Genomic DNA, 20766 nt, shown 5'->3' on the forward strand with positions numbered 1-20766 from the left:
GCAGTGAGCTAAACTCAGAAGTTGCCCCATCAAAAAAAACGCTTGGTACGCGCGGCGAAGCTATCCCGTAGGGAATCGCTCGTACAACTTCATCCCAATTCCTAAGCAGGAGAGAATTTCAATGGAACTCACAAGCAATAACACGATCGCGGAAATCCTACAAAGACACAAAGCAGAGTTACTAGCAGACTGGCTCAAAGAACTGCAAAATACCGGGCTGCGGCGGGACGACTTGATGAGAGCCAAAGAATTGCGCTCCGAGTGTCAAGAGTTCCTGCAATTGCTCCACATAGCAGTCGGGAACGGTAACTTTAGCGACATCCAGACACCCGAATGGGAAAATATGCGGGTGCTGCTAGCAGAAGTTTCGCGATCGCGCGTTCAGAGAGGCTTTACTCCCTCAGAGATAGCGAGTTTCATTTTATGCTTCAAAAAGCCATTGTTCGATCGGCTTTGTCATGAACTGACAGAAAACCGCGACGCACTTGTCGAACAACTTTGGCTTTCCACCAGTTTATTAGACCAGCTCGGCCTTTGGGTGACAGAAATTTTTCTCAAAGCTCGCGAAGAAGTCATTGAACGCCAGCAGCAAGAAATGCTCGAATTGTCAACACCCGTAGTCAAACTTTGGCAAGGCATTCTCGCTTTACCCATGATCGGGACTCTCGACAGTGCCCGCACTCAAATAGTAATGGAAACTCTGTTGCAAGAAATCATGGAAACAGGCTCAGAATTTGCGATTTTAGACATTACAGGTGTGCCGACTGTTGACACTTTAGTTGCTCAACATTTATTAAAAACTGTCGCCGCCGCCCGTTTAATGGGTACTGAGTGCATCATCAGCGGCATTCGCCCGCAAATAGCTCAAACCATAGTTCATTTGGGAGTTGACTTGCAGGATATTCTGACAAAAGCGACTTTAGCAGATGCTTTTAAAGTCGCTTTGCAACGCCAAGGTTTAACTATAAAAAATCTTAAAGAGGAAAGATAAACATATTGCATGTCTGACAGTAAATCTTAAGTAAAACTTAACAAATAGGTGAATTTGTGGAACGAATACCAATTCTTCAAATGGGAGAATTTTTGCTAGTAACAATTCAAGTAGATATGCACGATCGCTTAGCAATGACGCTGCAAGATGACCTGACGAACCGCATCGTCAAAACAGGTGTTAAAGGTGTGTTAATTGAAATTTCTTCCCTCGAAATAGTTGATTCTTTTATCGGTCGCATTATCAACAATATCGCTAGTATGTCACGAATTTTAGATGCGGAGACAGTTGTAGTCGGGATGCAGCCAGCGGTTGCTATTACCCTCGTTGAGTTGGGGCTTTCCCTGACAGGAGTTCGCACAGCTTTAAGCGTTGAAAAGGGCATGATTTTGTTAAGAAAATCCTTGGGTTGGTCTCTTGACGAGCAAGGGTAAGCAGTCGATTAATTGTCCCCTGACCGAGGCACAGGCAGTCAAGAAACCTAATTTGTTTGTAGATACCTTGTTGACAAACAGAAGATTTCTTAGGAAAGGGCTTACGCACTCAAGGGGGTTAAATCAAGGGTTTAAGATTCCTGCACTATGTTCTCTTTTGAGAGAAAATCGTAGTAAGTGTGTAAGTCCTATTAGGAGAAACTAAGTTGACGAGTGTAAGTCCTATATTTTGTGGAGAAGTTCTATTTTGGTACAGTAGCCGCCATGTCAAAACGTGAGACACTAGAAATCCGATCGTCATCCGATATAGTCCACGTCCGACAGCAAGTGCGAACTTGGGCTGTAGCAATGGGATTCGGTTTATTAGACCAAACAAAAATCGTTACCGCAGCCAGCGAACTCGCCCGCAATACTGTAGAGTACGGCAAAGGGGGAACTGTAACTCTAGAAATGCTGCAATTAGGCACCCGCAAAGGGCTGCGGCTGATATTTGAAGACAAGGGGCCGGGAATTCCAGACATCGAATTGGCAATGACTGACGGTTATACTTCTAATCACGGTTTGGGTTTGGGGCTGAGTGGTTCCAAGCGGTTGATGCACGAATTTGAGATTGTTTCCAAAGTGGGTAAGGGGACTAGAATTGCGATCGTCCGCTGGCGCTGAAGAAGTAATACGATTTGAAAGTTGAGATTTTAGATTAAAGAATTGGGCATGAGTGAGAACGATCGGGGTTTGGAGGTTGCGTATAATTGTATTATTTTTTTAAATTGGTATAAAGAGCAACCAGCAAAGCCAAGAAGTGATTCTTGGAATCCCACACCATACCCGGAGAGGGTTGGCGTATGGAGGATTCCATTATGAGAACTGATAAAAAATGATAGATGCCGTAGCCCTGCCCGTAACAGAAGAAAGTCAAGTCGGAGAAGCGCGGCGAATCGCAGTCGCCCTCGCGACCGAAGTTGGATTTAACGAGACCGATCGCGGTAAAGTGGCAATTGTTACCACGGAAGCAGCAAAAAACCTGGTCAAACACGGTCGCGAAGGAGAACTTTTGCTGCGAACATTAAAAACAGCAACAGGATATAGCATTGAAATAGTAGCGCTAGACCGGGGCCAAGGGATGGCAAATGTCGCGCTGTGTATGCGGGACGGTTTTTCTACAGCGGGAAGCCCTGGAACTGGACTGGGGGCAATTAAACGCCTCTCTACTTTTTTTGATATTCATTCTGTACCAAAACTGGGGACAGCCTTATTAGCGCGGCTGGAACCGACCCAAAATAGCCGGGAAGCATCAGAAAACATCAATTACTTGGAATTTGGGGTTATCCACTTGCCGAAAGTAGGAGAGCAAATTTGCGGGGATTCGTGGGCGACAGAAAATCACCTTGACAAAAACCTGATTTTAGTTGCAGACGGGCTCGGATACGGGGATTTGGCGGAGGAAGCGTCTCGCGAAGCAGTGCGGGTATTTCAAGAAAACGCCAAACTCGGGCCGAAAGCAATTTTAGAGAAGGCGCACACTGCTTTAAAAAATACCAGAGGAGCGGCTGCGGCGATCGCCCAAATCGATCGTACCCAACAAACAATTTGTTTTGCCGGAATTGGCAACATCAGCGGTGTAGTTGTCACAGATAACCAAAGCCGCAGCATGGTTTCCTACAACGGCACAGTTGGACATATGATGCGAAAAGTAGCAGAATTTGTCTATCCTTGGTCGCAGCAGTCCCTACTCATCATGCACTCTGACGGTTTGGCGGCGCAGTGGAATTTAAACCGCTATCCGGGTTTAGCCTCCAGGCATCCTGCTTTAATCGCAGCCGTGCTCTACCGGGACTTCAAACGCACTCGCGATGACATGACAGTTATAGTAGCCAAGGTGAGAGAAGCAGCGTGAGTTACCCAATCCTGACGACGGAAGTCCGCTTTGAACAAGACATCGTACAAGTACGCCAAAGAGCTCGCCAAATTGCTAAAGGGCTGGGATTCGATTCCCAAGTACAAACCCGCATCGCCACAGCAGTTTCCGAAATTGCCCGCAATGCTTTCAAATATGCCGGCGGTGGCAAAGTAGAATTCATTGTGGAAGGGGACTCGCCCCAAATTTTTCGGACTCGGATTTCCGACACCGGGCCGGGAATTGCTGATTTACCGGCTGTGTTAAGCCCCAATTTTCGATCGCAAACCGGCGCGGGACTCGGTTTAGCAGCAGCCAAACGGTTGATGGACGAAGTGCAAATCGACTCGGCGCCCGATCGCGGAACGGCTGTACAATTAATTAAGCAGTTTTCCAAAAATATGTCTGCGCTGAGTGCGATCGAACTAAATCAATTAGTAGACAAACTAGCGCGCCAAATTCCCGAAGATCCCTATGCCGAAATTCAGCAGCAAAATCAAGAATTACTACGCACTTTAGACGAACTCCGCCAGCGTCAAGAAGAACTCGTACAATTAAATCAACAACTAGAAGATACCAATCGCGGAGTCCTGGCACTTTACGCTGAATTGAACGATAAGGCCGAATCTCTCCGGCGCGCCAGCGAACTCAAAACCAGCTTTCTCTCCAACATGAGCCACGAGTTTCGCACTCCGCTAACGGCAATTATGAGCCTTTCCGAAATATTGTTAAATCGCCTCGACGGAGAACTTTCAGACGAACAGGACAAGCAAGTAAATTACATTTACAAATCCGCCGAGTCTCTCGCAGAACTTGTCAACGACTCGTTAGATTTAGCCAAAGTGGAAGCCGGAAAACTAACTGTTCGCGTGGGTGATTTTGAAATCGAAGATTTGTTCAGCGCCCTGCGAGGAATGATGCGCCCCTTGCTTCCCCCAAACTCTGCCGTTTCTATAATTTTTGAAGATCCTCTAGAACTTCCCATCCTCACAACCGACGAGGGAAAAGTTTCTCAGATTTTGCGAAATCTGATTTCTAATGCCCTCAAATTTACCGAAGCAGGTGAAGTTCGAGTGGCTGCGGAAATGGGAGAGGAGGGAACAGTTACTTTTTCAGTAGCAGATACGGGCATCGGCATTCCCCCAGCCGATCAAAGGCGGATTTTTGAAGAATTTGTCCAACTCGAAAACCCCTTGCAGAAGGGCGTCAAAGGCACGGGATTGGGATTGTCTCTGTGCAAAAAACTGGCGGAATTTTTAGGGGGAAGTATTGAAATCACAAGTTCACCCGGAGTTGGTTCGACTTTTTTTGTCACACTGCCGATTCTGTATCCTGGAGAGGAAGAAAATCCTTTGGAAATGTCCGCTGGTAAGGCAGATGAAATACCGCACGCGATCGCAAATTCTCGCTCGCCAGTGCCCGATTCAGCAACAAAAGTTTTGATTGGGGAGGATGAAGATAGTTTTTCGGTATTTGCTGAAAGACTTGCTGGCCGAAATTCCTTGTACAGCGATATAAGTCGCCCACGGTGCTGAAAGTTGGGGTTCGGCAAAGCACAGCCGAACCCAATTTTTAGGGACATTATGATGCTGGGTCTGACTGAATTTGACGTTTGGGAAGAGTTGAAATGCGATGGGGCTACTTGTCCAATACCTGCGATGGTGAGGAATTCCAAACATTTTCGGTTACATCACTTTTTTGCTGTGCGGGATGCTAGGACTGTAAGATACAAAGTATTATGCCGATGGGAAGGGAAACGATATCAGGAATTTTAGCTTTTGAGGACTGAAGTCGGATGCTGCGAACCTAATTATATTTTTTCAGCGATTTTTATATGGTTCGTAAGATAGATAATTTATAGCAGGCAAAATTTATTTAATTTGCAACAGCATTTAACCTTTGTGCTGTAAAATGTAGCAGTTCTCAGTTGCCGACTATATAGTAGGGGCTTACCGAGAGCCTATTTTCGTGTCGGCGATCGGTTAAAATCCATGATAAATCTTGTTCTTAGCAAAGTCTCGATTAATAAAAAAATGCAACTGTAGGCGCGTAATCCAAACCATACAAAATAAGCAATTCCCAATTCCCAATTCTAAAAACTAAAATCTAAAATGGTATGACTTTCATTTCCCTTCAATATGGCCTGTTTCTGTTAGTTATGTTCGCGGCTTACTGGTTGGTTCCGCTGCGGTGGTGGCGGCTGTTCATCATGTTGGCGGGTAGTTTAATTTTTTACGCTTCGCTGCAAATTTGGTACATTCCTCTGCTGTTAGTCGGTGCTTTGTTTAATTATTGCTTGGCGATGGCGATTGGGGAACCTCTGGATTGGCGGATTGCTAATGAATCTTGGAACCGCCGCCGTTTGTTGCTGCTGTGGATAGGCATCTGCCTGAATGTGTTGCTGCTTCTAGGCTTTAAGTATGTGCCTTTTTTATTGAGTTCGATTGGCACTTTGTTCAATTGGCCTTTTGCTATCGACGGTGCTGACTGGGTAAAAAGTCACGTCATCGCACCTTTAGGATTGAGTTTCTTTTGCTTTGAGTGCATTGCTTATTTGATTGACGTGTACCGAGGCGCGCCTGCTGCTACTTCGCTGCTGCACTTTGCTGCTTACAAGTTGTTTTTTCCAAAACTGATTTCCGGCCCGATTACTCGGTATCACAACTTGATCTATCAACTGAAAACCCTGCAATTTCCGACGCCCGATCGCATTTCTGAGGGACTGTGGACGATCGCCTTTGGTGCAGTAAAAAAAGGTCTTTTCGCAGATAACTTGGGAATTTATGTCGATTTAAGTTTTACCAACTTGCAGCGGGCGGGTAGCGAGGATTTGTGGCTGGCGATTTTTGCTTACGGGCTGCAACTTTATCTCGATTTTAGTGGCTATGTTGACATGGCGCGCGGTACTGCTTTGCTGCTGGGTTGGTATTTACCGCCAAATTTTGATTTTCCTTATTTTAGTGCCAGCATAGCTGATTTTTGGCGGCGCTGGCACATGACTTTAGGCGATTGGCTACGCAATTATTTGTATTTTCCTTTGGGCGGTTCGCGAGTCGGTTTGTGGCGCACTTGTCTGAATTTGGCGATCGTCATGTTAATTGCGGGAATGTGGCACGGGGCAGCTTGGGGATTTATTGTGTGGGGGGGTTTACACGGTTTAGCTTTGGCGGTTCACAGGCTGACTGATGTGCTGTTTAAGCGGTTGCGGATCGAGTTTTTGTGGGAAAACCCGATCGGTATTGCGATCGGTTGGCTGTTGACTCAAGCGATGGTTTTTGGTAGTTGGATATTTTTCCGTCTTCCCGATTTAAAAGATTCTGGATGGGCGATTTCGCATTTGTGGGGACACACTGCTGACGTGCAGTTTGCTGAGAAAGTTTATGGCGAAGCTTTGGGTTTGGAAAGAGTGCATTTAACTTGGATGTTGGCGGCTTTGGCTGCGGCGATGCTGGGGAATTATGCGTTAAGCCGGGGTTTGAAATTAGAGTTAAATTGGCCCCTGAAATTGGTATTAGTGCCGCTTTGTTTGTATGCGGTTTGGGTGTTGGCTCCCGAAGGGGGTTTGCCTTATATTTATTTTGATTTTTAGGGTATTATTTAATTCGGCGTAAGGTGCGCCTAGCGCACCCTACAACCACATTGATGTGCGCCGCAGTAATTCCCCACTTTCGTTCGCAGTGTACATATTACAACTCACAGTCAACAGTCAACAATCATCTAGCTGATGCGCCCTACAACTGATAAGAACACCAGTCACTCCAGCTACCGACATAAAGTTTAGCATCGGGAATTCCGGCGATTTCTAAAGACAGTAAGTTAACGCAAGCAGTCACCCCGGAACCGCAATAAACAATAATTTCTTCGGCTTTTTCTAATTCCGTCCACCGCTGTTTTTGTTCGGATGCCGATCGCACTTTTCCAGTTTCATCCGTCACCCCTTGCCACGGATAGTTAACCGCACCCGGAATGTGACCTGCAATGGGGTCGATCGGCTCCCGCAAACCTTCATATCTCTCGCTTTCTCGCGAATCAACCAAAACCTTTCCGGGCAAGTCTTTACGCTCTTTTACCGCCTCAATATCTACCGCCAAATCCGGCTGCAAGTGAGCAACGAATTTACCCTCACGGGGTTCTGGCAAAATATTTGTTACCGGATAGCCCGCCGCTTTCCATGCGCTGAAACCGCCGTCTAACAAAGCGACTTTGCTGTGTCCCATATACCGCAGCAGCCACCACAAACGAGCCGCAAAAGCTAGCCGCGAATCGTCATAAGCTACGACTAAAGTTTCTTGTGAATTAATACCGATCGCGCTCAACTTCTCAGCTAATTCTTCAATATTGGGTAGGGGATGTCTACCGCCGTGTTGCCCCACTGAACTCGCGAGATCGCGGTTTAAATCTAAATAGAAAGCTCCCGGAATGTGACTTTCTTGATATTGTTTTTGTCCCAATTCAGGGTTGGCAAGGGAAAACCGACAGTCAATGATTACAACTTGCGGATTGTCGGTATTAGTGGCTAACCATTCAGGAGAAACGATTAAAGTGTTGTCAGTCATAATTATTCAAATCTCTATTTTAACATTATCTAGAAGGAGCTTTTTTCTCTGGTTCTGCTTTTTGGTCGGAAGGAGATTTCTTAGAATTGGCTTTCTCTGAAGCTCTATTTTCAGAATTGGATTTTTTAGGAGTTGCTTTTTCCGAAGTTTCTTTGGGCAAATTGGATTTTTTAGGAGTTGCTTTTTCCGAAGGTGATTTTTCGGCTGGTGCGGGAGTTGGAGTTGGCAGAGGGGGAGTTACTGCTGCTTCTTGAGCGTAAAGTAGATATTTCTGATACTCTATCACTTTTGCTTGAGCTAGTTGATGGTTGGGGCTAGATACTGGTACTCTTCTCATTAATGAAACCGCTTCTTGCCAGCTATCGGTAACTGTAGTCCAATCTTCCTTGGTTTTTGCCGATCGCCCTAATTCTGCTGCTTTGAGTGCGCTGTTAACGGCTTCTCGAAAAGTATCCGGTGCAGTTGCTAAATTTGCTGTTTCATCGGAATTATTCCCCGCAGTTGCTGCTGGCTGGTTCACAATTTTACCGACAAACGCCACCACGGCGATCGCCAACATACCCGTTACTAGCCCGACTACAATGAAAGTCGATCGCAGCCGATTCTCAAATGCAGCAAGTTCGGGCGGTTTTTCCTGCTCAAAATTGTTATCCATCTCTGTGCGATCGTCCATATTAGCAACAGCAGTATATGGCACAGATTCTCCCCCAAAGCTCTGTGGTTCAAAATTGCTGTTCTCCAAACTAAACTCTTGACTCCAACCAGCAGCAGTCTGACCGCTTTCTCGACCCTCAACCTTCACTTTGCGAATCGAATCCGGCTGCAAATTCGTCAGTTGGCTGCGGACAAAATCAACTAATGTATCTTCTATCGGTAGCTGTTCCGCCTCAAGAATTACATCCAAACAGTCGCCGTCGAGATTAGCGGAGGCTGTAATGCCTTCAGATTGCAACTGGCTATTTAGCGAAGATGCGATCGCAGTGGCGAGATTTCCCTGCTTGGCAAGTTCCTGAAAATTAAGCTCTGTCATAGCTGGACACCTGATAACGCAGAAGATAGAAGGTAGAAGGTAGAAAAAATGAAAAAGTCAGAAAGAGTTTTTTGGAGTTGAAAACACAATAACTGAAATTCAACAAATAGTATAATGTATCGTGGCAAATCCTAGCCCAAAGATGCAAATTATCACTCTCGCTAGCCCTGGCATCCCTTGAGAAAAGACTTCAGTCCTTTCTACAAACCGAACTCAGGTTTGCAGGACAGGCAAAAATCCTCTCCCTCGGTAGCCCAATACCGCTGCTTCAACCTGGTAATTGATACCGGGCGCGCAAGTCCCGATACCGTAACAGCCTTAAGTTGAACCGCAAGCATCGCCCCTAAAAGCGAGATCCGGCTGCAAAAAGCCTCGATCGCGCAGATGCGAGATGGGAAATTTTAGACGAAAAATTTGTGCGATCGCAGTGTCATCGGTGGGCAGCGAGTGATATCATCAGTTAGTCAATATTCAAGTTTTTATAGCAAATAACTCGATCGCACAATGGTAGCAATAGCAATTTTAGCGGCTGGACGCGGCACGCGCATGAAATCTGACTTGCCCAAAGTTCTACACGAATTGGGCGGTCGATCGCTAGTTGAGCGAGTCCTCCAAAGTTGTCAAGAAATTCAAATTACCAGGCGACTTGTCATCGTCGGTTATCGAGGCGAACTCGTTAAAGAATCGCTGATGAGAGGTCAAGAAATATCAGGGAAAAATTCTCAACTTCCTTCCCTAGAATTTGTTGAACAAACCGAACAATTAGGAACAGGTCACGCCATTCAACAATTGCTGCCTCACTTAGAGGGATTTCAAGGAGACTTGCTGGTCTTAAATGGAGATGTACCTTTGCTGAGGGCAGAAACTATAAAACAATTGATTGCCATTCATAAAAAGCACCAAAACTCTGCTACTTTATTGACAGCTAATTTGCCGAATCCTCAAGGATACGGGCGAGTATTTACCGACAGTCAAAACTTAGTCCAGCAAATTGTCGAAGACCGCGACTGCACACAAGCTCAAAAGCAAAATCACCGAATTAATGCAGGTGTTTACTGCTTTCACTGGCCGGATTTAGAGAAAATTTTGCCAGAATTGAAGGCAGACAATGACCAAAAAGAATATTACCTAACTGATACGGTAAATTTCCTCAATCCGGTAATGGCGGTGGATGTGGAAGATTATCAAGAAATATTGGGAATTAACGATCGCAAACATTTAGCCACAGCTTGCGATATTTTGCAAACGCGGGTAAAAGACAAGTGGATGACGGCGGGAGTGACGCTGCTAGATCCCAACAGCATTACGATCGACGATACGGTAGAGTTGCAGCCGGATGTGGTAATTGAACCGCAAACTCACTTGCGGGGAAACACTTCGATCGCCTCGGGGAGTCGCATCGGCCCCGGCAGTTTGATCGAAAACAGTCAAATTGCAGAAAATGTGACTGTGCTTTATTCGGTGGTTTCTGACAGTATGGTTGCTGAAAATTCGCGAATTGGTCCTTACGCACACTTGCGGGCACGCGCAGAAATTGGGGCGAACTGCCGCGTCGGCAATTTTGTAGAGTTGAAAAATACTCAAATAGGCGATCGAACTAATGTCGCTCACTTGTCTTATTTAGGCGACGCGACTTTGGGAGAAAAAGTCAACATCGGTGCTGGGACAATTACGGCAAATTATGATGGAAAAAACAAGCACAAAACTCAAATAGGCGATCGGAGTAAAACTGGTTCTAACACCGTGCTGGTTGCACCGATAACTTTGGGGGAAGATGTTACTGTAGCTGCGGGTTCTGTGGTAACAGAAGATGTATCGAAGGATTGTTTAGTAATTGCGCGTTCCCGGCAAGTTGTCAAACCAGGTTGGAAGTTGAAAGAACCTAAAAAGTGAACGCTTGTTCACTTTTTAGATGATGAGTTCCCCCCCACGAGTTTCGCAGTAAATACCAAATAAACCGGGTTTTTATAACGGAAGCGATGGCACTTTAGAAGAGATTTTGGTTAAAAACCCGGTTTCTGCGTAAGTCGGCAAACTTGAGAAATCGGGTTGATCGCGATCGGCTATTTTGTCTTATTTTTGCGCGTTTAGATAGTTGTTAATCGCTTTGGCAATTTTTTCTTGCTGGTAGAAGTTCATAGTGTTAGGCAGGGATATGCGAGATCCTCCACAAACTAACAGTCTGACTTGGTACCAAGTGTCATTTTGCATATCTTTGGTTCGATCGACTTCCACGCCATAAATCTCGCACAGAGAGTATTCAATTAATTTACGTGCAAACAAACCCTGCTGTTTAACGGTCAAAGTGTTTAAATTTCCATCAAAGCTGTAGGTTTCATTATTTCTCAAGACGATCACTGCGGCTGCTGCGAGCAAAAATATGCCTCCTGTCCATCCCAACCAGCGATCTTCTTGGCTTAAGCGCAGCAATCGATCTTTGGCATTTTTAACATAAAAATTAATGTCTGAAGCAACAGCGTCTTGGGTTCCCCAATTAGTCGAGTTAGCAGTGAAAGGAACATAGCCAACAGAAGTTAGAAGTACAACTCTGGTTTTATAGCCGCATCTTTGAACTTTAGCTCCCTGCAAAGAAGCAAGCTCAATTTCTTGGATTTTTGAACCCAGTAAATTCGATCGCACAATCTGGCAACTGCCTTGTTTTGCCTGCAATCGCTGGCAGCTCAGGGTTGCTTTATGATAATCAAAAGCCAGCCCGAACAGTCCAAAAGCCATGAATAAACAACTAGGCAACCAAAAATCAAATATGCTTTGAGTCTGAATTATTAATTCACTTGCTGTTTGCTTGATTATTTTCATTTATCTCGCCCTTAAATTCCAAAAGTGATGTTACAGATCGCCTTACTCACCCCGATTAGCCGAATTGTTAACTTATATATTATTTCAAGTCGTCCTCTGCCATGACCCCTTTTATTTTGGTAATAGGTTAGCACTAAAATTGCTGACCGACAACAAATGTCGCTAGTTTACCTGCAGCTGGATTTAAGATAGCTTTCCATGATTTAAAATAGATGAATCTTAAAAATATATTAATTATGTTATGGGGAATAAAACGTTAGCTTCGCGCTCCCTAGGAAAGTAATCACCCAGGTGAGTACAGCTTTACATTTTGTTACATTGTCAGGTTGATTTGCGCCTACCGAATTATTGTTAGTGATTAATTTGGGCGATTCTCCACAGGATAGCTACGATTCACGGACTGGCAGGGCAAATACATTGCTAAGGGTGCGACTATCGCTAATCGAGATATAGCTGCGAATCAAATCAGCAATTTTGTGTTGTTCTGTTACTGAATAGCTTCTTAAACAGATGATATCGCCCCCGAACATCCACAAATCAACATAATAGCTACGATTTCCATCGCTATCTCCCACTTCCTCTAATTCCACCGCAGAAATCTCGTGAGTTGAGCATTCGGTAACATCATGAAACCATACACCCCGTCGTTTAATGGTCATTTTGCTAAAAGTTTTATCAAAAATGTATGTTTCATCTATCGCGCCGTCCAACAAAGACAGCGAAAACAACAGAAATATTCCTCCCCCTATCCAATTTGATGCTAAAATAATCTGCAATAATCCAATGATGATGAAGGGACAAATTAATAGCAAGCCATCCCAGAAATTTGCAGTTTTAATTATTAGCTTAGTTGGGGTTTGCTTGAGGATTTTCATGAGCTTAATTGTTGTTGAATTTAAAAACAATGTAAATTACTTATCTATCCGCTGTAGGCAACTTTTAATGCACGGATTATTATTTGACATTGCTTTGGACGATCGCACTTTTGGTGTTGTAAACAGCCTTGACAGCATAAGCATCGCCCGGACGTACCTGTAAAGCTCTGTTAAAATTGATTAAAGCGGTTTGATAGTCTCCCTGTCCGTAGTAGATATAGCCGAGTTTCATCGATTGTTTGAAGTCATCTTTTTGAGCAACAGGAGCAGAATTAGGCTCAGCAACAGGTGCTGCGGCAACAGGAAATGACTCGAAAGCAGGAGATAACTCTTGATAGGGTGATGGAGAAGTGTTGAAATCCGAAGGAAAAGAAGAGGGCGATTGCTCGTTAGCCGCCTGCTCTACATTAGGCCCAGAGTCAGAGATTTTTACAAAATTTTTGCCATAAAATACTGAAGCAGTAATTCCTCCCAATACAAACATTAGCAATCCCGCACATTGAATTAAGAATGTTTTTCTAATTTTTTTATTGCTCCAATTTTTGATATAAAAAACCAATGAAGCCAAGGGGACAAGTAAGTAAAGCACTCCCCAAATAGTTTCCTCTCCAAAAGCTTGAACTAATCCCCAAAAATAGCCAACAAGACTTAAAACTAAACCTAGGATGAAAAATAAGGCGATCGCAATTCCAGGCATTTTCTATTTCTCCGATTGATGTATAGTTATTTTGCCAACTATAAAGGAGAGGATTTTATACCTGAAACTCTTTCCCCTGTTGGCTGTGTTAAAAATAGATTAGCGGTGACAACAGTTCGATCGCGCACAGCGAATGTTAGGATTTTGGTTAGGAATTTGACTAGGAACTCGATCGCGACTGCCGCAAATGATACCCTCTACCCTCCATCGACCAGAAGAACCATTTGCACGGGCAAGCAACCGCTGGGACATCCAAAAGCTTTATACCGACTTGGCAAATGCCAAACAAGAATTCGCCCCCCACACCAGAAGAGGGCTGACACCCGTAGAAAAGCGGCATCTCTGTGGCTTGTTGTGCGGCTACAGCCCAGCGGAAATCGCGGTTTTTCTGAACAAACAAATCAAAGGTGTCGAAGTTGATTTGTCAAAAACTTTGTACCGATACATAGAATTATTGACAAATCGGCCCCGAAATGCTCTCAAAAATTGGAGAGATGCGATCGACTGGCTGGAAATAGCCGGATATAAAACGCAGCCAAAAACCTCAACCGGCGCCATCTTAAAAGCCACTCTTCACCATTCGGACAGGATTTTATCTGCAGCTATCAGTCCCGACGGACAATTAGTGGCAACGGGATCTGACGACAGTACAGTGAAAATTTGGAGTTTGCACAGCGGTGAACTTCGGCAGACTATTTTCGGACATTCAACAGCGGTATTGCTAGTGGCTTTCAGTCCCGCCAGCAAAACGCTGCTGACGCGATCGCGCGCGGGAACAGTCAAACTCTGGAACCTACAAAACGGCGAACTGCTGAAGCGTTTGGCAGACGTGCACCGCCACGAATCCGTCGCCGTCAGCCCCGACTGGCAAATTTTGGCGATCGGCACTACCCGCGGCAAAATCAAGCTTCAGCACCTCAACAGCGGCCAACTGCTGCAAGTTTTAGAAGGTTATCAAGGGGATGACATTAGTGCGATCGCCCTGAGTCCCAACGGCAAGATGCTAGTAGCCAGTGGCCTCAATGCAGCCAGCGGTTTTTGTCGCGCTACAGTCACTTTGTGGGAATTGCCTGCAGGCGAAGTAAGACGAACATTTGGCAGCGAAAATTATGTAGCAATTTCTTCCGATAGCCAAATTCTTGTCAATCATGGCGGCCAAACTATCAAACTGTGGAATTTGCAAACCGGGGAATTATTGCATTCGCTGCAAACAGGAATTCGCATCACTTCCGCCTCCGCAATTAGCCCTGATGGGAAATACTTTGCAGTGGGGTGTTTTGACGGTACTGTTAGACTTTGGAATCTTCGTGGCGAATTGCTGCACACTTTAGATGGACATTCTAGCCCTGTGTCGGCGGTGGCGATCGGGCTTTTGGGCGAAACTCTCGTCAGCGGCGGGGAGAATGGTACAGTTAAACTTTGGCAACTGCGGATTTAAGATTGCAGAGGTGACGGGCGATTGTTTCAATTATCTCAGTATACTTGATTTAAGGTTTTTTATACCGAATCCAGGTTAGTTATTTTTTGTGTCACTCGGCGATTAAAATCGCTTTTTACCTCAAACTACACAAAGTTTCCTCTTTCTTTAAGAGACTAAAAAATAAAGCTGGTATTATAGCAACCCCCAAGGCAATTAGGACGTTATTAATTATGGTGTAATGCCACCCTTCCTATGGCTGCGCTAATATGAAAGACCAAAGATTGATTTTGATAACTATCCTGTCTTCGTTTAACTCAAGTTGAGCCGGGATTTCTGGAGCTTCAAAGAAATAAATTGAGTTACGAAGGGCTTTTCGTTCTTGCCAGTCGCCTCCCGCTGCCGCTAAGATTTGTTCCTTGGACATTCCCAATGCGAGCTTATCCACAAGCGGCTCATTCTCAAGAGTCCGCAATGCCTTCTCAACCCAGCGGCGATACCATCTGCCAAAAGACAATTCCGTTGGATAGAAATCCTCCCTGCCGTTCCAAATCGTGCCATGTGCGGGGCCGTTTACAACGAGATAAGAGTAGATGGCGCACCCCTGATGGCATAACTCCAACACGCCGGGATATTCGTCTCTATCGCCCCACTCCTCCAGCTCCTCATCTGAATAAGAGTCTGTTGCTTTGGTGAAGGGGAATGGTTTGCTCAAATCGCGATATTGTGCTGCCTTTTCAAGAGGCTCTAAACCGTAGAACGGTCCTGCTCCACCGTTACCAATTTCTTTCAAGAATAAACGGTAATCTTCGGGAAGCTTGATTTGATGTTTCCGCTCAAAACTCTGCAACTCGGCTTCCGCAAGCGTTTGTCCCAGTTTGTATTGGTGAGAATCTGCGCCGAAGACGCGAAGATTTTTATCTTCTTGCCGCAAGCGTCGAAGCAGTTCTGCTAATTCTTTAATATCGTTTGAACTCATGTTATGTATAGCTACCGCCAAGACGGTTAAGACTTAAACAGGAGGTAGTGCCAATCATGCGATCGCGTGGCTAACACGCGATCGCATCCAATAAAAGCAACAAATCTAATCTTTGCTAAGCAATAAAAACCATCGTTCCCTTGCTCATTTCCAAAGTATCGCCCATTTCCATACCGTTGTGAAAAGCACCCAAAATCACCTCGCTAGTTTTGCCGAAAGCGATCGCCCCGCTAGCATCAATTCCAATTGCGCCAAAATCCCGTTGACGTTCGTCAGCTTCAGTAAAAGAACGCTCAAAAGCAGCTTTCAAACTTAAACCATCTGTCACCCGAACCACAATTCGCGCGGCCAAACACTCGTCCATAATGTGCTCGCCAATCCCCGTACAGCTTACCGCCGCACTTTCAGCGGCGTAATTTCCCGCCGGCATCGCCGAGTCGCTAACCCGCCCGATGCGCTCAAAACCCTTGCCACCAGTCGAAGTCCCAGCAGCCAAGCGTCCATGCACATCCAAAGCTACGACTCCGATCGTACCCATACCGGCCGGTTCCGCCACCACGTCAGCCATTGCTTTGCTAAAATTGCCTTGGCGTTCCTGCATCCACTCGTGCAAACGCAAATCCGTCATCGGATCGTAAATCGGCAATTGAAGTTCTCGCAGCAATTCCGCCGAACCAAAATCAGAGAGAACTCGATCGTCCGAATGCTGCAAAAATTGAGCAAGTTCGATCGGATGTTGAACGCGAGAAACATTAATCGCCCCGCTGAAACGCTGCATCAAACCGTCCATCAGCGAAGCACTCATCCGAATTTGACCGTCCGACTGCACCACAGAACCAGTACCGGCATTGAATCGCGGGTCATCTTCCAACAATTGGCAGCCCCGCACCACTGCATCTACGGCACTTGCACCGTCTTTCAGCAGCGGATAAACTTCCTCCAAAACATCGTAAAGCGATTTCCGCACCGCCTCAATTCCGCCTTTACTGTGTAGAGAACTGCCGGCACCGCCGTGAATAACTAACTTTGGTTGCACTTGTTGCGATGCCATATTTTTTAACCTAAAATTTTTCCTTTGCAATCTTAGCTTTGATCGAGCAAATTACCCTAGATTCTTAATCTTGAGCCGCCAAACGGCGGCGACGACAACGTTCGGAGCAGTATTTGACCTCATCCCAGCAGCCCGCCCATTTTTTGCGCCAAGTAAAAGGTCGATCGCACACTGGGCACATTTTTGTCGGTAAATCAGATTTCGATCGTTGCTTGGCCATGCTAATTTGGACATTACATTAGTTAGTGATTAAATTTTAATCAAAACAAACAAAACAACCAATTTCTGCCTAACACCTCCCCAAATAAAAATGCTCGAAACGGCCGACGCCAACATCCGAATCGTCTTAGTCGAACCTGCTGGCCCATTGAATGTTGGTTCTGTTGCCCGCGTCATGAAAAATATGGGTTTGCACCAATTAGTTTTGGTAAATCCCCAGTGCGATCATTTAGGGGAAGAAGCCCGACTGATGGCTGTTCGCGCCGCCGACATATTGGAAACTACCAAAGTAGTCGAGAGTTTGCCCGCTGCTTTGGTTGGGTGTGTCAGAGCGATCGCAACTACAGGGGATGATTGTCGATCGTTGCCAACACAACTAGAAGAACCCGCAGATGCCTTGCCTTGGCTCCTTGAAGCCCCCAGCGCCCTAATTTTCGGTCGAGAAGACTGCGGCTTGACCAATGCCGAATTAAACCGCGCTCAGCGCCTGATCCGCATTCCCAGCAGCGATGCCTACACTTCCCTAAATCTCGCCCAAGCCGTCGCTATCTGCTGTTACGAACTATACCGGGAAGAAGGAAGAAGGAAGAAGGAAGAAGGAAGAAAAAAGAGGGAAGAAGATCCCTCGTTCCCAGGATCAGCCGGGGAACGCATATCCAGAGGCTCTGCCTCTTCAATGCCCGATGCCACAGATAATTTATCAACTTGTTACCAAGAACAACTTGCCACCAGCCCGGCACAAAATCCCTCAATTCCCCTCGCCAGTGCTCCTTTGGAAAATTTAGAGGGATATTACCAGCAACTAGAAACTTTGCTGTTAAAAATAGGATATTTGCAGCAGCACACAGCAGCAAGCCGGATGGAAAAATTTCGGCGTTTGTACAACAGAGCCTATCCGACAATAGATGAAGTCGCCATGCTGCGAGGCGTCCTCCGCCAAACAGAATGGGCAATCAAAACTTACCCACGAGAGACAAATTCTGATACTCTGGATGGGGCGTTGCCAGAAAATCCAACGGATAGCTAGGAGAAATGCAGATAATTGGGGATATGAGATTGAGGATTTTTTGCACAGAGAACTTTCCTGCACCCACTTGTCACCTTCATAACCGGGTTTCTTGACTAAAAACCTAAGCTTTGGGATAATTTGCGAGCAATAAACTTGGTTGCTGATACCATGCAGCGTCTGGGGCAAATCTAAAATCTAAAATCTAAAATTGATTGGCTGGCAAGCTGAAAAATCTTAAACTTGAACTTTACAGTAGTGATGAAGGAGTAAGACGTGGCAGAGCGGTTTCCCAAAGGATCGATATTATCGGTGATATCCTCGTCGATATCCTCTCCCAACTCCGGCTCAAAGCAGCCTAAGTCCGGCAAAGCAAGTCAGTCGGGCAACTCGGGCCGCCGCCGCCCTCCGCAACCGCAAAACGGCAATTCAGAAATTCGATCGCCCGAACCTGCGATTGTGCCACTCCAACAGGGCCGCGGCAGCAGAAATGGAGCCAATTCTCCCACATCTTCGGAAGAATTTACTACACAAGACTTTTTATCCGATCCTCGATCGGCAATTAACCCCAGAAAACCCAGAACCAGCAAAACTCCGCAGTCGAAGACTCGCCAACCGCGCAAAAAAGGCCTCGCTGCTGTCGATATGTTTGAGTTTCCGAACCCGACTCTGGAGCGGGAAAACGTGAGTTCGATCACCAGCAATCCCAACAGCCAGATCCCAACTGCCACTCCCCCTGCCACCCGTGGAAGTCGTCCCAGTTCCCCCCCAGTTCGCATTCAAGACACGGTAATCCCCGCAGATGCCAAAAAACCCTCCGTGCCTAAACCCCGCCCGCAAGCGAGTCCGAGACCGGGTAAACGCTCTGCACCTAGAAGCGTACCGCCGTTGGTGTATGCTACTCGCTTGGTGATTTTGGGAGTTGGCATAGCGGTGATTTGCGGTACGCTGCTGTCGGTGGTGAATGCTGTGAGTCGAGCATCGACTGTAGCGGCAGAACAACAAACCACCGCAGGGCAGAACAACCCAGCCGATAGCGCATCTGCGGCACCCGCAACCCCAGAAGTGCTGCAACTGAATCAAGAATTAGGAGCTTTGAAAACGCAAGTTCAGGTTTTAGCAACAGAAAATCCTAGTCTGACAGCCGGAATATTTCTAGTCGATTTAGATACTGGGAGCTACCTAAATTTTAATGGCGATACTGCTTTTGCTTCAGCTAGCACAATTAAACTGCCAATTTTAGTAGCGTTTTTCCAAGCCGTAGATGAGGGCAAAGTGCAGTTAGATCAGATGCTGACGCTGAAGCCCGAACACATTGTGGGCGGTTCTGGGGAGATGCAAGACGATGCTCCTGGCAAGAAGTATTCGGCTTTGGAAGTTGCCCAAAAGATGATTGTTGTCAGCGACAATACGGCGACAAATATGATGATTGAGTTGTTGGGAGGTGCTGAGGTTTTAAATCAGCAGTTTGCCAATTGGGGTTTGAGTAGCACGGTTCTCCGCAATAAATTGCCAGATTTGGAGGGAACTAATACTACCAGTCCGAAGGATTTGATTAATATCATAGCCCAGGTCGATCGGGGTAATTTGGTATCGGTGAAATCGCGCGATCGCATTTTGCAAATCATGCGCCAAACTAAAAATGATTCTTTGCTGCCGAAAGGTTTAGGCGAAGGTTCAGTTATTGCTCACAAAACCGGCAACATTGATACAATGCTTGCGGATGCGGGGATGGTGGATTTGCCCAACGGTAAGCGTTATTTGGTGGCGGTGATGGTGAAGCATTCGCCGGAAACGGAGAAGCCAGCTCAAACCTTGATTCGGGATATTTCTCGGATGAGTTACCGTTATTTGAACGGTGGAGAAATGCCAGACGATTCACAAGTCAAAATTAAAAATTGAAAATTAAACCGGGTTTTTTCGGACAAGTCTCGTAGAGTTTATCAAACTATAAATCAGTTTGTATTATGAAACTAAGCATCCGCCTTGCTTGTCTGGTAGCGCTCTCAACTTTAGCCGTTGGAGTCTCCCCCTCCTTGAGTAATGCTAATCCTGCTCCTGAATATGAGACCGACGGCGTGAGAGCGATCAACAATAATATCGAACTCAATCGGGCAAAAAACTTAGCCCGTCAAGCAGCAGAAAGGGCTAATGGGGGTTTAGGCAACTATCGAGCTGAAGCTTCTATGCACGGTACTTCTAAGGAATCGCCGTTTGTTGACAATGGGGATGGAACTTGGACTTTTACTTTTAAGGGTTCCAAGCCTGGTTCGTCTGTCTTTACTGTAGAAACGGTTGTTACGGTTTCCCAAGATGGGAGGGTGAGAGTCGATTACAACGGGCAAATTCGCGACTCAAACGGAATTTAACAATACTTAGGGCTTACTCACCGGTACTCAAAAACCGGGTTGGGTTTTTCACGAAATAGTTTGTTACAGCCCCAGAAACGGTCAAAAACCCGGTTTCTTGGTGTTGATGCGTCCAGGACTGAACTTGTGAAATAGCGATCGCCCGATTAGAGAAATCATTGATTAAGCTTTCGTCGCGGGTGATCCGCGCAACATTCTTTCCGTACTGAGATCGCGATCGATTTTCTTTGTTAAGCCGAGAGCCGGAGCTGTCAAATAAACGAACGAGCGCCCTCCGGTCACGCTTTCAAGTTGCTTGTTACCGCGTCAGGCCAAATAGAAGCAGGTTGATAAGTTTGCTCGTGATAAGTAGTTATACCAATTTAATATGAAGCTGCATAGAATAAAGCCTCAAGAATGAAATTGTAAGAAGATAGCGAAATGATTTGTTC

At 45.9% G+C, this 20766-nt stretch carries 19 protein-coding genes; 11 read left to right on the forward strand and 8 right to left on the reverse strand.

Going from position 1 to position 20766, the window contains the following annotated elements; all coding sequences use genetic code 11:
• The first annotated feature begins 121 nt into the window (after positions 1-121).
• The 6 genes from QUA27_RS20745 (at position 122) to QUA27_RS20770 (ending at position 6908) form a co-directional block, all read left to right on the forward strand.
• Positions 122-991: an STAS domain-containing protein gene (locus tag QUA27_RS20745; protein WP_333040028.1), complete on the forward strand. Its 870-nt coding sequence runs from the start codon at positions 122-124 to the stop codon at positions 989-991.
• Between the two features lie 56 nt (positions 992-1047).
• Positions 1048-1425 carry an STAS domain-containing protein gene (locus tag QUA27_RS20750; protein WP_190662402.1) on the forward strand — a complete coding sequence of 126 codons (378 nt, stop codon included), beginning with the start codon at positions 1048-1050 and terminating at the stop codon, positions 1423-1425.
• A gap of 264 nt (positions 1426-1689) precedes the next feature.
• Positions 1690-2088, forward strand: a complete 399-nt coding sequence (locus tag QUA27_RS20755) for an anti-sigma regulatory factor (RefSeq protein WP_333070102.1) — start codon at positions 1690-1692, stop codon at positions 2086-2088.
• A gap of 211 nt (positions 2089-2299) precedes the next feature.
• Positions 2300-3319 (forward strand): ATP-binding SpoIIE family protein phosphatase, encoded by a 1020-nt coding sequence (locus tag QUA27_RS20760; protein ID WP_333070103.1) that lies wholly within the window; start codon positions 2300-2302, stop codon positions 3317-3319.
• Positions 3316-4854, forward strand: coding sequence for an ATP-binding protein (locus tag QUA27_RS20765; RefSeq protein WP_333070104.1), 1539 nt, complete (start codon positions 3316-3318; stop codon positions 4852-4854). The genes QUA27_RS20760 and QUA27_RS20765 overlap by 4 nt, the downstream gene beginning before the upstream one ends.
• Before the next feature lie 581 nt (positions 4855-5435).
• On the forward strand, positions 5436-6908 hold the full coding sequence (locus tag QUA27_RS20770; protein ID WP_333070106.1) for an MBOAT family O-acyltransferase: 1473 nt from the start codon (positions 5436-5438) through the stop codon (positions 6906-6908).
• A 142-nt stretch (positions 6909-7050) separates the two neighbouring features.
• On the opposite strand, the gene QUA27_RS20775 is transcribed toward QUA27_RS20770, so the two are convergent.
• Positions 7051-7875: a sulfurtransferase gene (locus QUA27_RS20775; RefSeq protein ID WP_333070108.1), complete on the reverse strand. Its 825-nt coding sequence runs from the start codon at positions 7873-7875 to the stop codon at positions 7051-7053.
• Positions 7876-7900: 25 nt separating this feature from the next.
• Positions 7901-8905 carry a hypothetical protein gene (locus QUA27_RS20780; protein WP_333070109.1) on the reverse strand — a complete coding sequence of 335 codons (1005 nt, stop codon included), beginning with the start codon at positions 8903-8905 and terminating at the stop codon, positions 7901-7903.
• A gap of 504 nt (positions 8906-9409) precedes the next feature.
• Here QUA27_RS20780 and glmU point away from each other — a divergent pair.
• On the forward strand, positions 9410-10798 hold the full coding sequence (glmU, locus tag QUA27_RS20785) for a bifunctional UDP-N-acetylglucosamine diphosphorylase/glucosamine-1-phosphate N-acetyltransferase GlmU (protein ID WP_333070110.1): 1389 nt from the start codon (positions 9410-9412) through the stop codon (positions 10796-10798).
• Between the two features lie 180 nt (positions 10799-10978).
• Here glmU and QUA27_RS20790 read toward each other — a convergent pair whose 3' ends face one another.
• The 3 genes from QUA27_RS20790 to QUA27_RS20800 form a co-directional block, all read right to left on the reverse strand.
• Positions 10979-11722: a hypothetical protein gene (locus QUA27_RS20790; protein ID WP_333070111.1), complete on the reverse strand. Its 744-nt coding sequence runs from the start codon at positions 11720-11722 to the stop codon at positions 10979-10981.
• A 386-nt stretch (positions 11723-12108) separates the two neighbouring features.
• Complete coding sequence (locus QUA27_RS20795) at positions 12109-12597, reverse strand: hypothetical protein (protein ID WP_333070113.1); 489 nt, start codon at positions 12595-12597, stop codon at positions 12109-12111.
• 79 nt (positions 12598-12676) lie between these two features.
• Positions 12677-13294 carry a hypothetical protein gene (locus QUA27_RS20800; protein WP_333070114.1) on the reverse strand — a complete coding sequence of 206 codons (618 nt, stop codon included), beginning with the start codon at positions 13292-13294 and terminating at the stop codon, positions 12677-12679.
• Between the two features lie 187 nt (positions 13295-13481).
• Here QUA27_RS20800 and QUA27_RS20805 point away from each other — a divergent pair, with 187 nt between their 5' ends.
• A complete protein-coding gene (locus QUA27_RS20805; protein WP_333070115.1) occupies positions 13482-14732 on the forward strand; it encodes a WD40 repeat domain-containing protein in 1251 nt (416 codons plus the stop codon).
• Between the two features lie 232 nt (positions 14733-14964).
• On the opposite strand, the gene QUA27_RS20810 is transcribed toward QUA27_RS20805, so the two are convergent.
• The 3 genes from QUA27_RS20810 to QUA27_RS20820 form a co-directional block, all read right to left on the reverse strand.
• Positions 14965-15690 carry an SMI1/KNR4 family protein gene (locus QUA27_RS20810; RefSeq protein WP_333070116.1) on the reverse strand — a complete coding sequence of 242 codons (726 nt, stop codon included), beginning with the start codon at positions 15688-15690 and terminating at the stop codon, positions 14965-14967.
• A 115-nt stretch (positions 15691-15805) separates the two neighbouring features.
• Positions 15806-16741, reverse strand: coding sequence for an isoaspartyl peptidase/L-asparaginase (locus QUA27_RS20815; protein ID WP_333070117.1), 936 nt, complete (start codon positions 16739-16741; stop codon positions 15806-15808).
• A gap of 64 nt (positions 16742-16805) precedes the next feature.
• Positions 16806-16961 carry a DUF2256 domain-containing protein gene (locus QUA27_RS20820; protein ID WP_333070119.1) on the reverse strand — a complete coding sequence of 52 codons (156 nt, stop codon included), beginning with the start codon at positions 16959-16961 and terminating at the stop codon, positions 16806-16808.
• A gap of 90 nt (positions 16962-17051) precedes the next feature.
• Between QUA27_RS20820 and QUA27_RS20825 the strand changes: the two genes are divergently transcribed.
• The 3 genes from QUA27_RS20825 to QUA27_RS20835 all read left to right on the forward strand — a co-directional run bounded on the left by QUA27_RS20825 (position 17052) and on the right by QUA27_RS20835 (position 20335).
• Entirely contained in the window at positions 17052-17987 is a 936-nt protein-coding gene (locus QUA27_RS20825; RefSeq protein WP_333070120.1) for an RNA methyltransferase, read from the forward strand.
• A gap of 291 nt (positions 17988-18278) precedes the next feature.
• Positions 18279-19868: a serine hydrolase gene (locus QUA27_RS20830; protein ID WP_333070122.1), complete on the forward strand. Its 1590-nt coding sequence runs from the start codon at positions 18279-18281 to the stop codon at positions 19866-19868.
• Between the two features lie 65 nt (positions 19869-19933).
• Positions 19934-20335 (forward strand): hypothetical protein, encoded by a 402-nt coding sequence (locus QUA27_RS20835; RefSeq protein WP_190662364.1) that lies wholly within the window; start codon positions 19934-19936, stop codon positions 20333-20335.
• Positions 20336-20766 lie beyond the last annotated feature (431 nt).

Origin of the sequence: Microcoleus harperi Pol14_C6 (genome assembly GCF_036701295.1) — a bacterium.
Classification (GTDB): domain Bacteria; phylum Cyanobacteriota; class Cyanobacteriia; order Cyanobacteriales; family Microcoleaceae; genus Microcoleus.

What these genes read in the sequence shown, in the direction of transcription:
- QUA27_RS20770 (WP_333070106.1), top strand. Translation starts at nt 5,436, where the DNA reads ATGACTTTCATTTCCCTTCAATATGGCCTGTTTCTGTTAGTTATGTTC.
- QUA27_RS20780 (WP_333070109.1), bottom strand. Translation starts at nt 8,905, where the DNA reads ATGACAGAGCTTAATTTTCAGGAACTTGCCAAGCAGGGAAATCTCGCC.
- QUA27_RS20760 (WP_333070103.1), top strand. Translation starts at nt 2,300, where the DNA reads ATGATAGATGCCGTAGCCCTGCCCGTAACAGAAGAAAGTCAAGTCGGA.
- QUA27_RS20790 (WP_333070111.1), bottom strand. Translation starts at nt 11,722, where the DNA reads ATGAAAATAATCAAGCAAACAGCAAGTGAATTAATAATTCAGACTCAA.
- QUA27_RS20805 (WP_333070115.1), top strand. Translation starts at nt 13,482, where the DNA reads ATGATACCCTCTACCCTCCATCGACCAGAAGAACCATTTGCACGGGCA.
- QUA27_RS20810 (WP_333070116.1), bottom strand. Translation starts at nt 15,690, where the DNA reads ATGAGTTCAAACGATATTAAAGAATTAGCAGAACTGCTTCGACGCTTG.
- QUA27_RS20800 (WP_333070114.1), bottom strand. Translation starts at nt 13,294, where the DNA reads ATGCCTGGAATTGCGATCGCCTTATTTTTCATCCTAGGTTTAGTTTTA.
- QUA27_RS20835 (WP_190662364.1), top strand. Translation starts at nt 19,934, where the DNA reads ATGAAACTAAGCATCCGCCTTGCTTGTCTGGTAGCGCTCTCAACTTTA.
- glmU (WP_333070110.1), top strand. Translation starts at nt 9,410, where the DNA reads ATGGTAGCAATAGCAATTTTAGCGGCTGGACGCGGCACGCGCATGAAA.
- QUA27_RS20755 (WP_333070102.1), top strand. Translation starts at nt 1,690, where the DNA reads ATGTCAAAACGTGAGACACTAGAAATCCGATCGTCATCCGATATAGTC.
- QUA27_RS20820 (WP_333070119.1), bottom strand. Translation starts at nt 16,961, where the DNA reads ATGGCCAAGCAACGATCGAAATCTGATTTACCGACAAAAATGTGCCCA.
- QUA27_RS20815 (WP_333070117.1), bottom strand. Translation starts at nt 16,741, where the DNA reads ATGGCATCGCAACAAGTGCAACCAAAGTTAGTTATTCACGGCGGTGCC.
- QUA27_RS20745 (WP_333040028.1), top strand. Translation starts at nt 122, where the DNA reads ATGGAACTCACAAGCAATAACACGATCGCGGAAATCCTACAAAGACAC.
- QUA27_RS20775 (WP_333070108.1), bottom strand. Translation starts at nt 7,875, where the DNA reads ATGACTGACAACACTTTAATCGTTTCTCCTGAATGGTTAGCCACTAAT.
- QUA27_RS20795 (WP_333070113.1), bottom strand. Translation starts at nt 12,597, where the DNA reads ATGAAAATCCTCAAGCAAACCCCAACTAAGCTAATAATTAAAACTGCA.
- QUA27_RS20825 (WP_333070120.1), top strand. Translation starts at nt 17,052, where the DNA reads ATGCTCGAAACGGCCGACGCCAACATCCGAATCGTCTTAGTCGAACCT.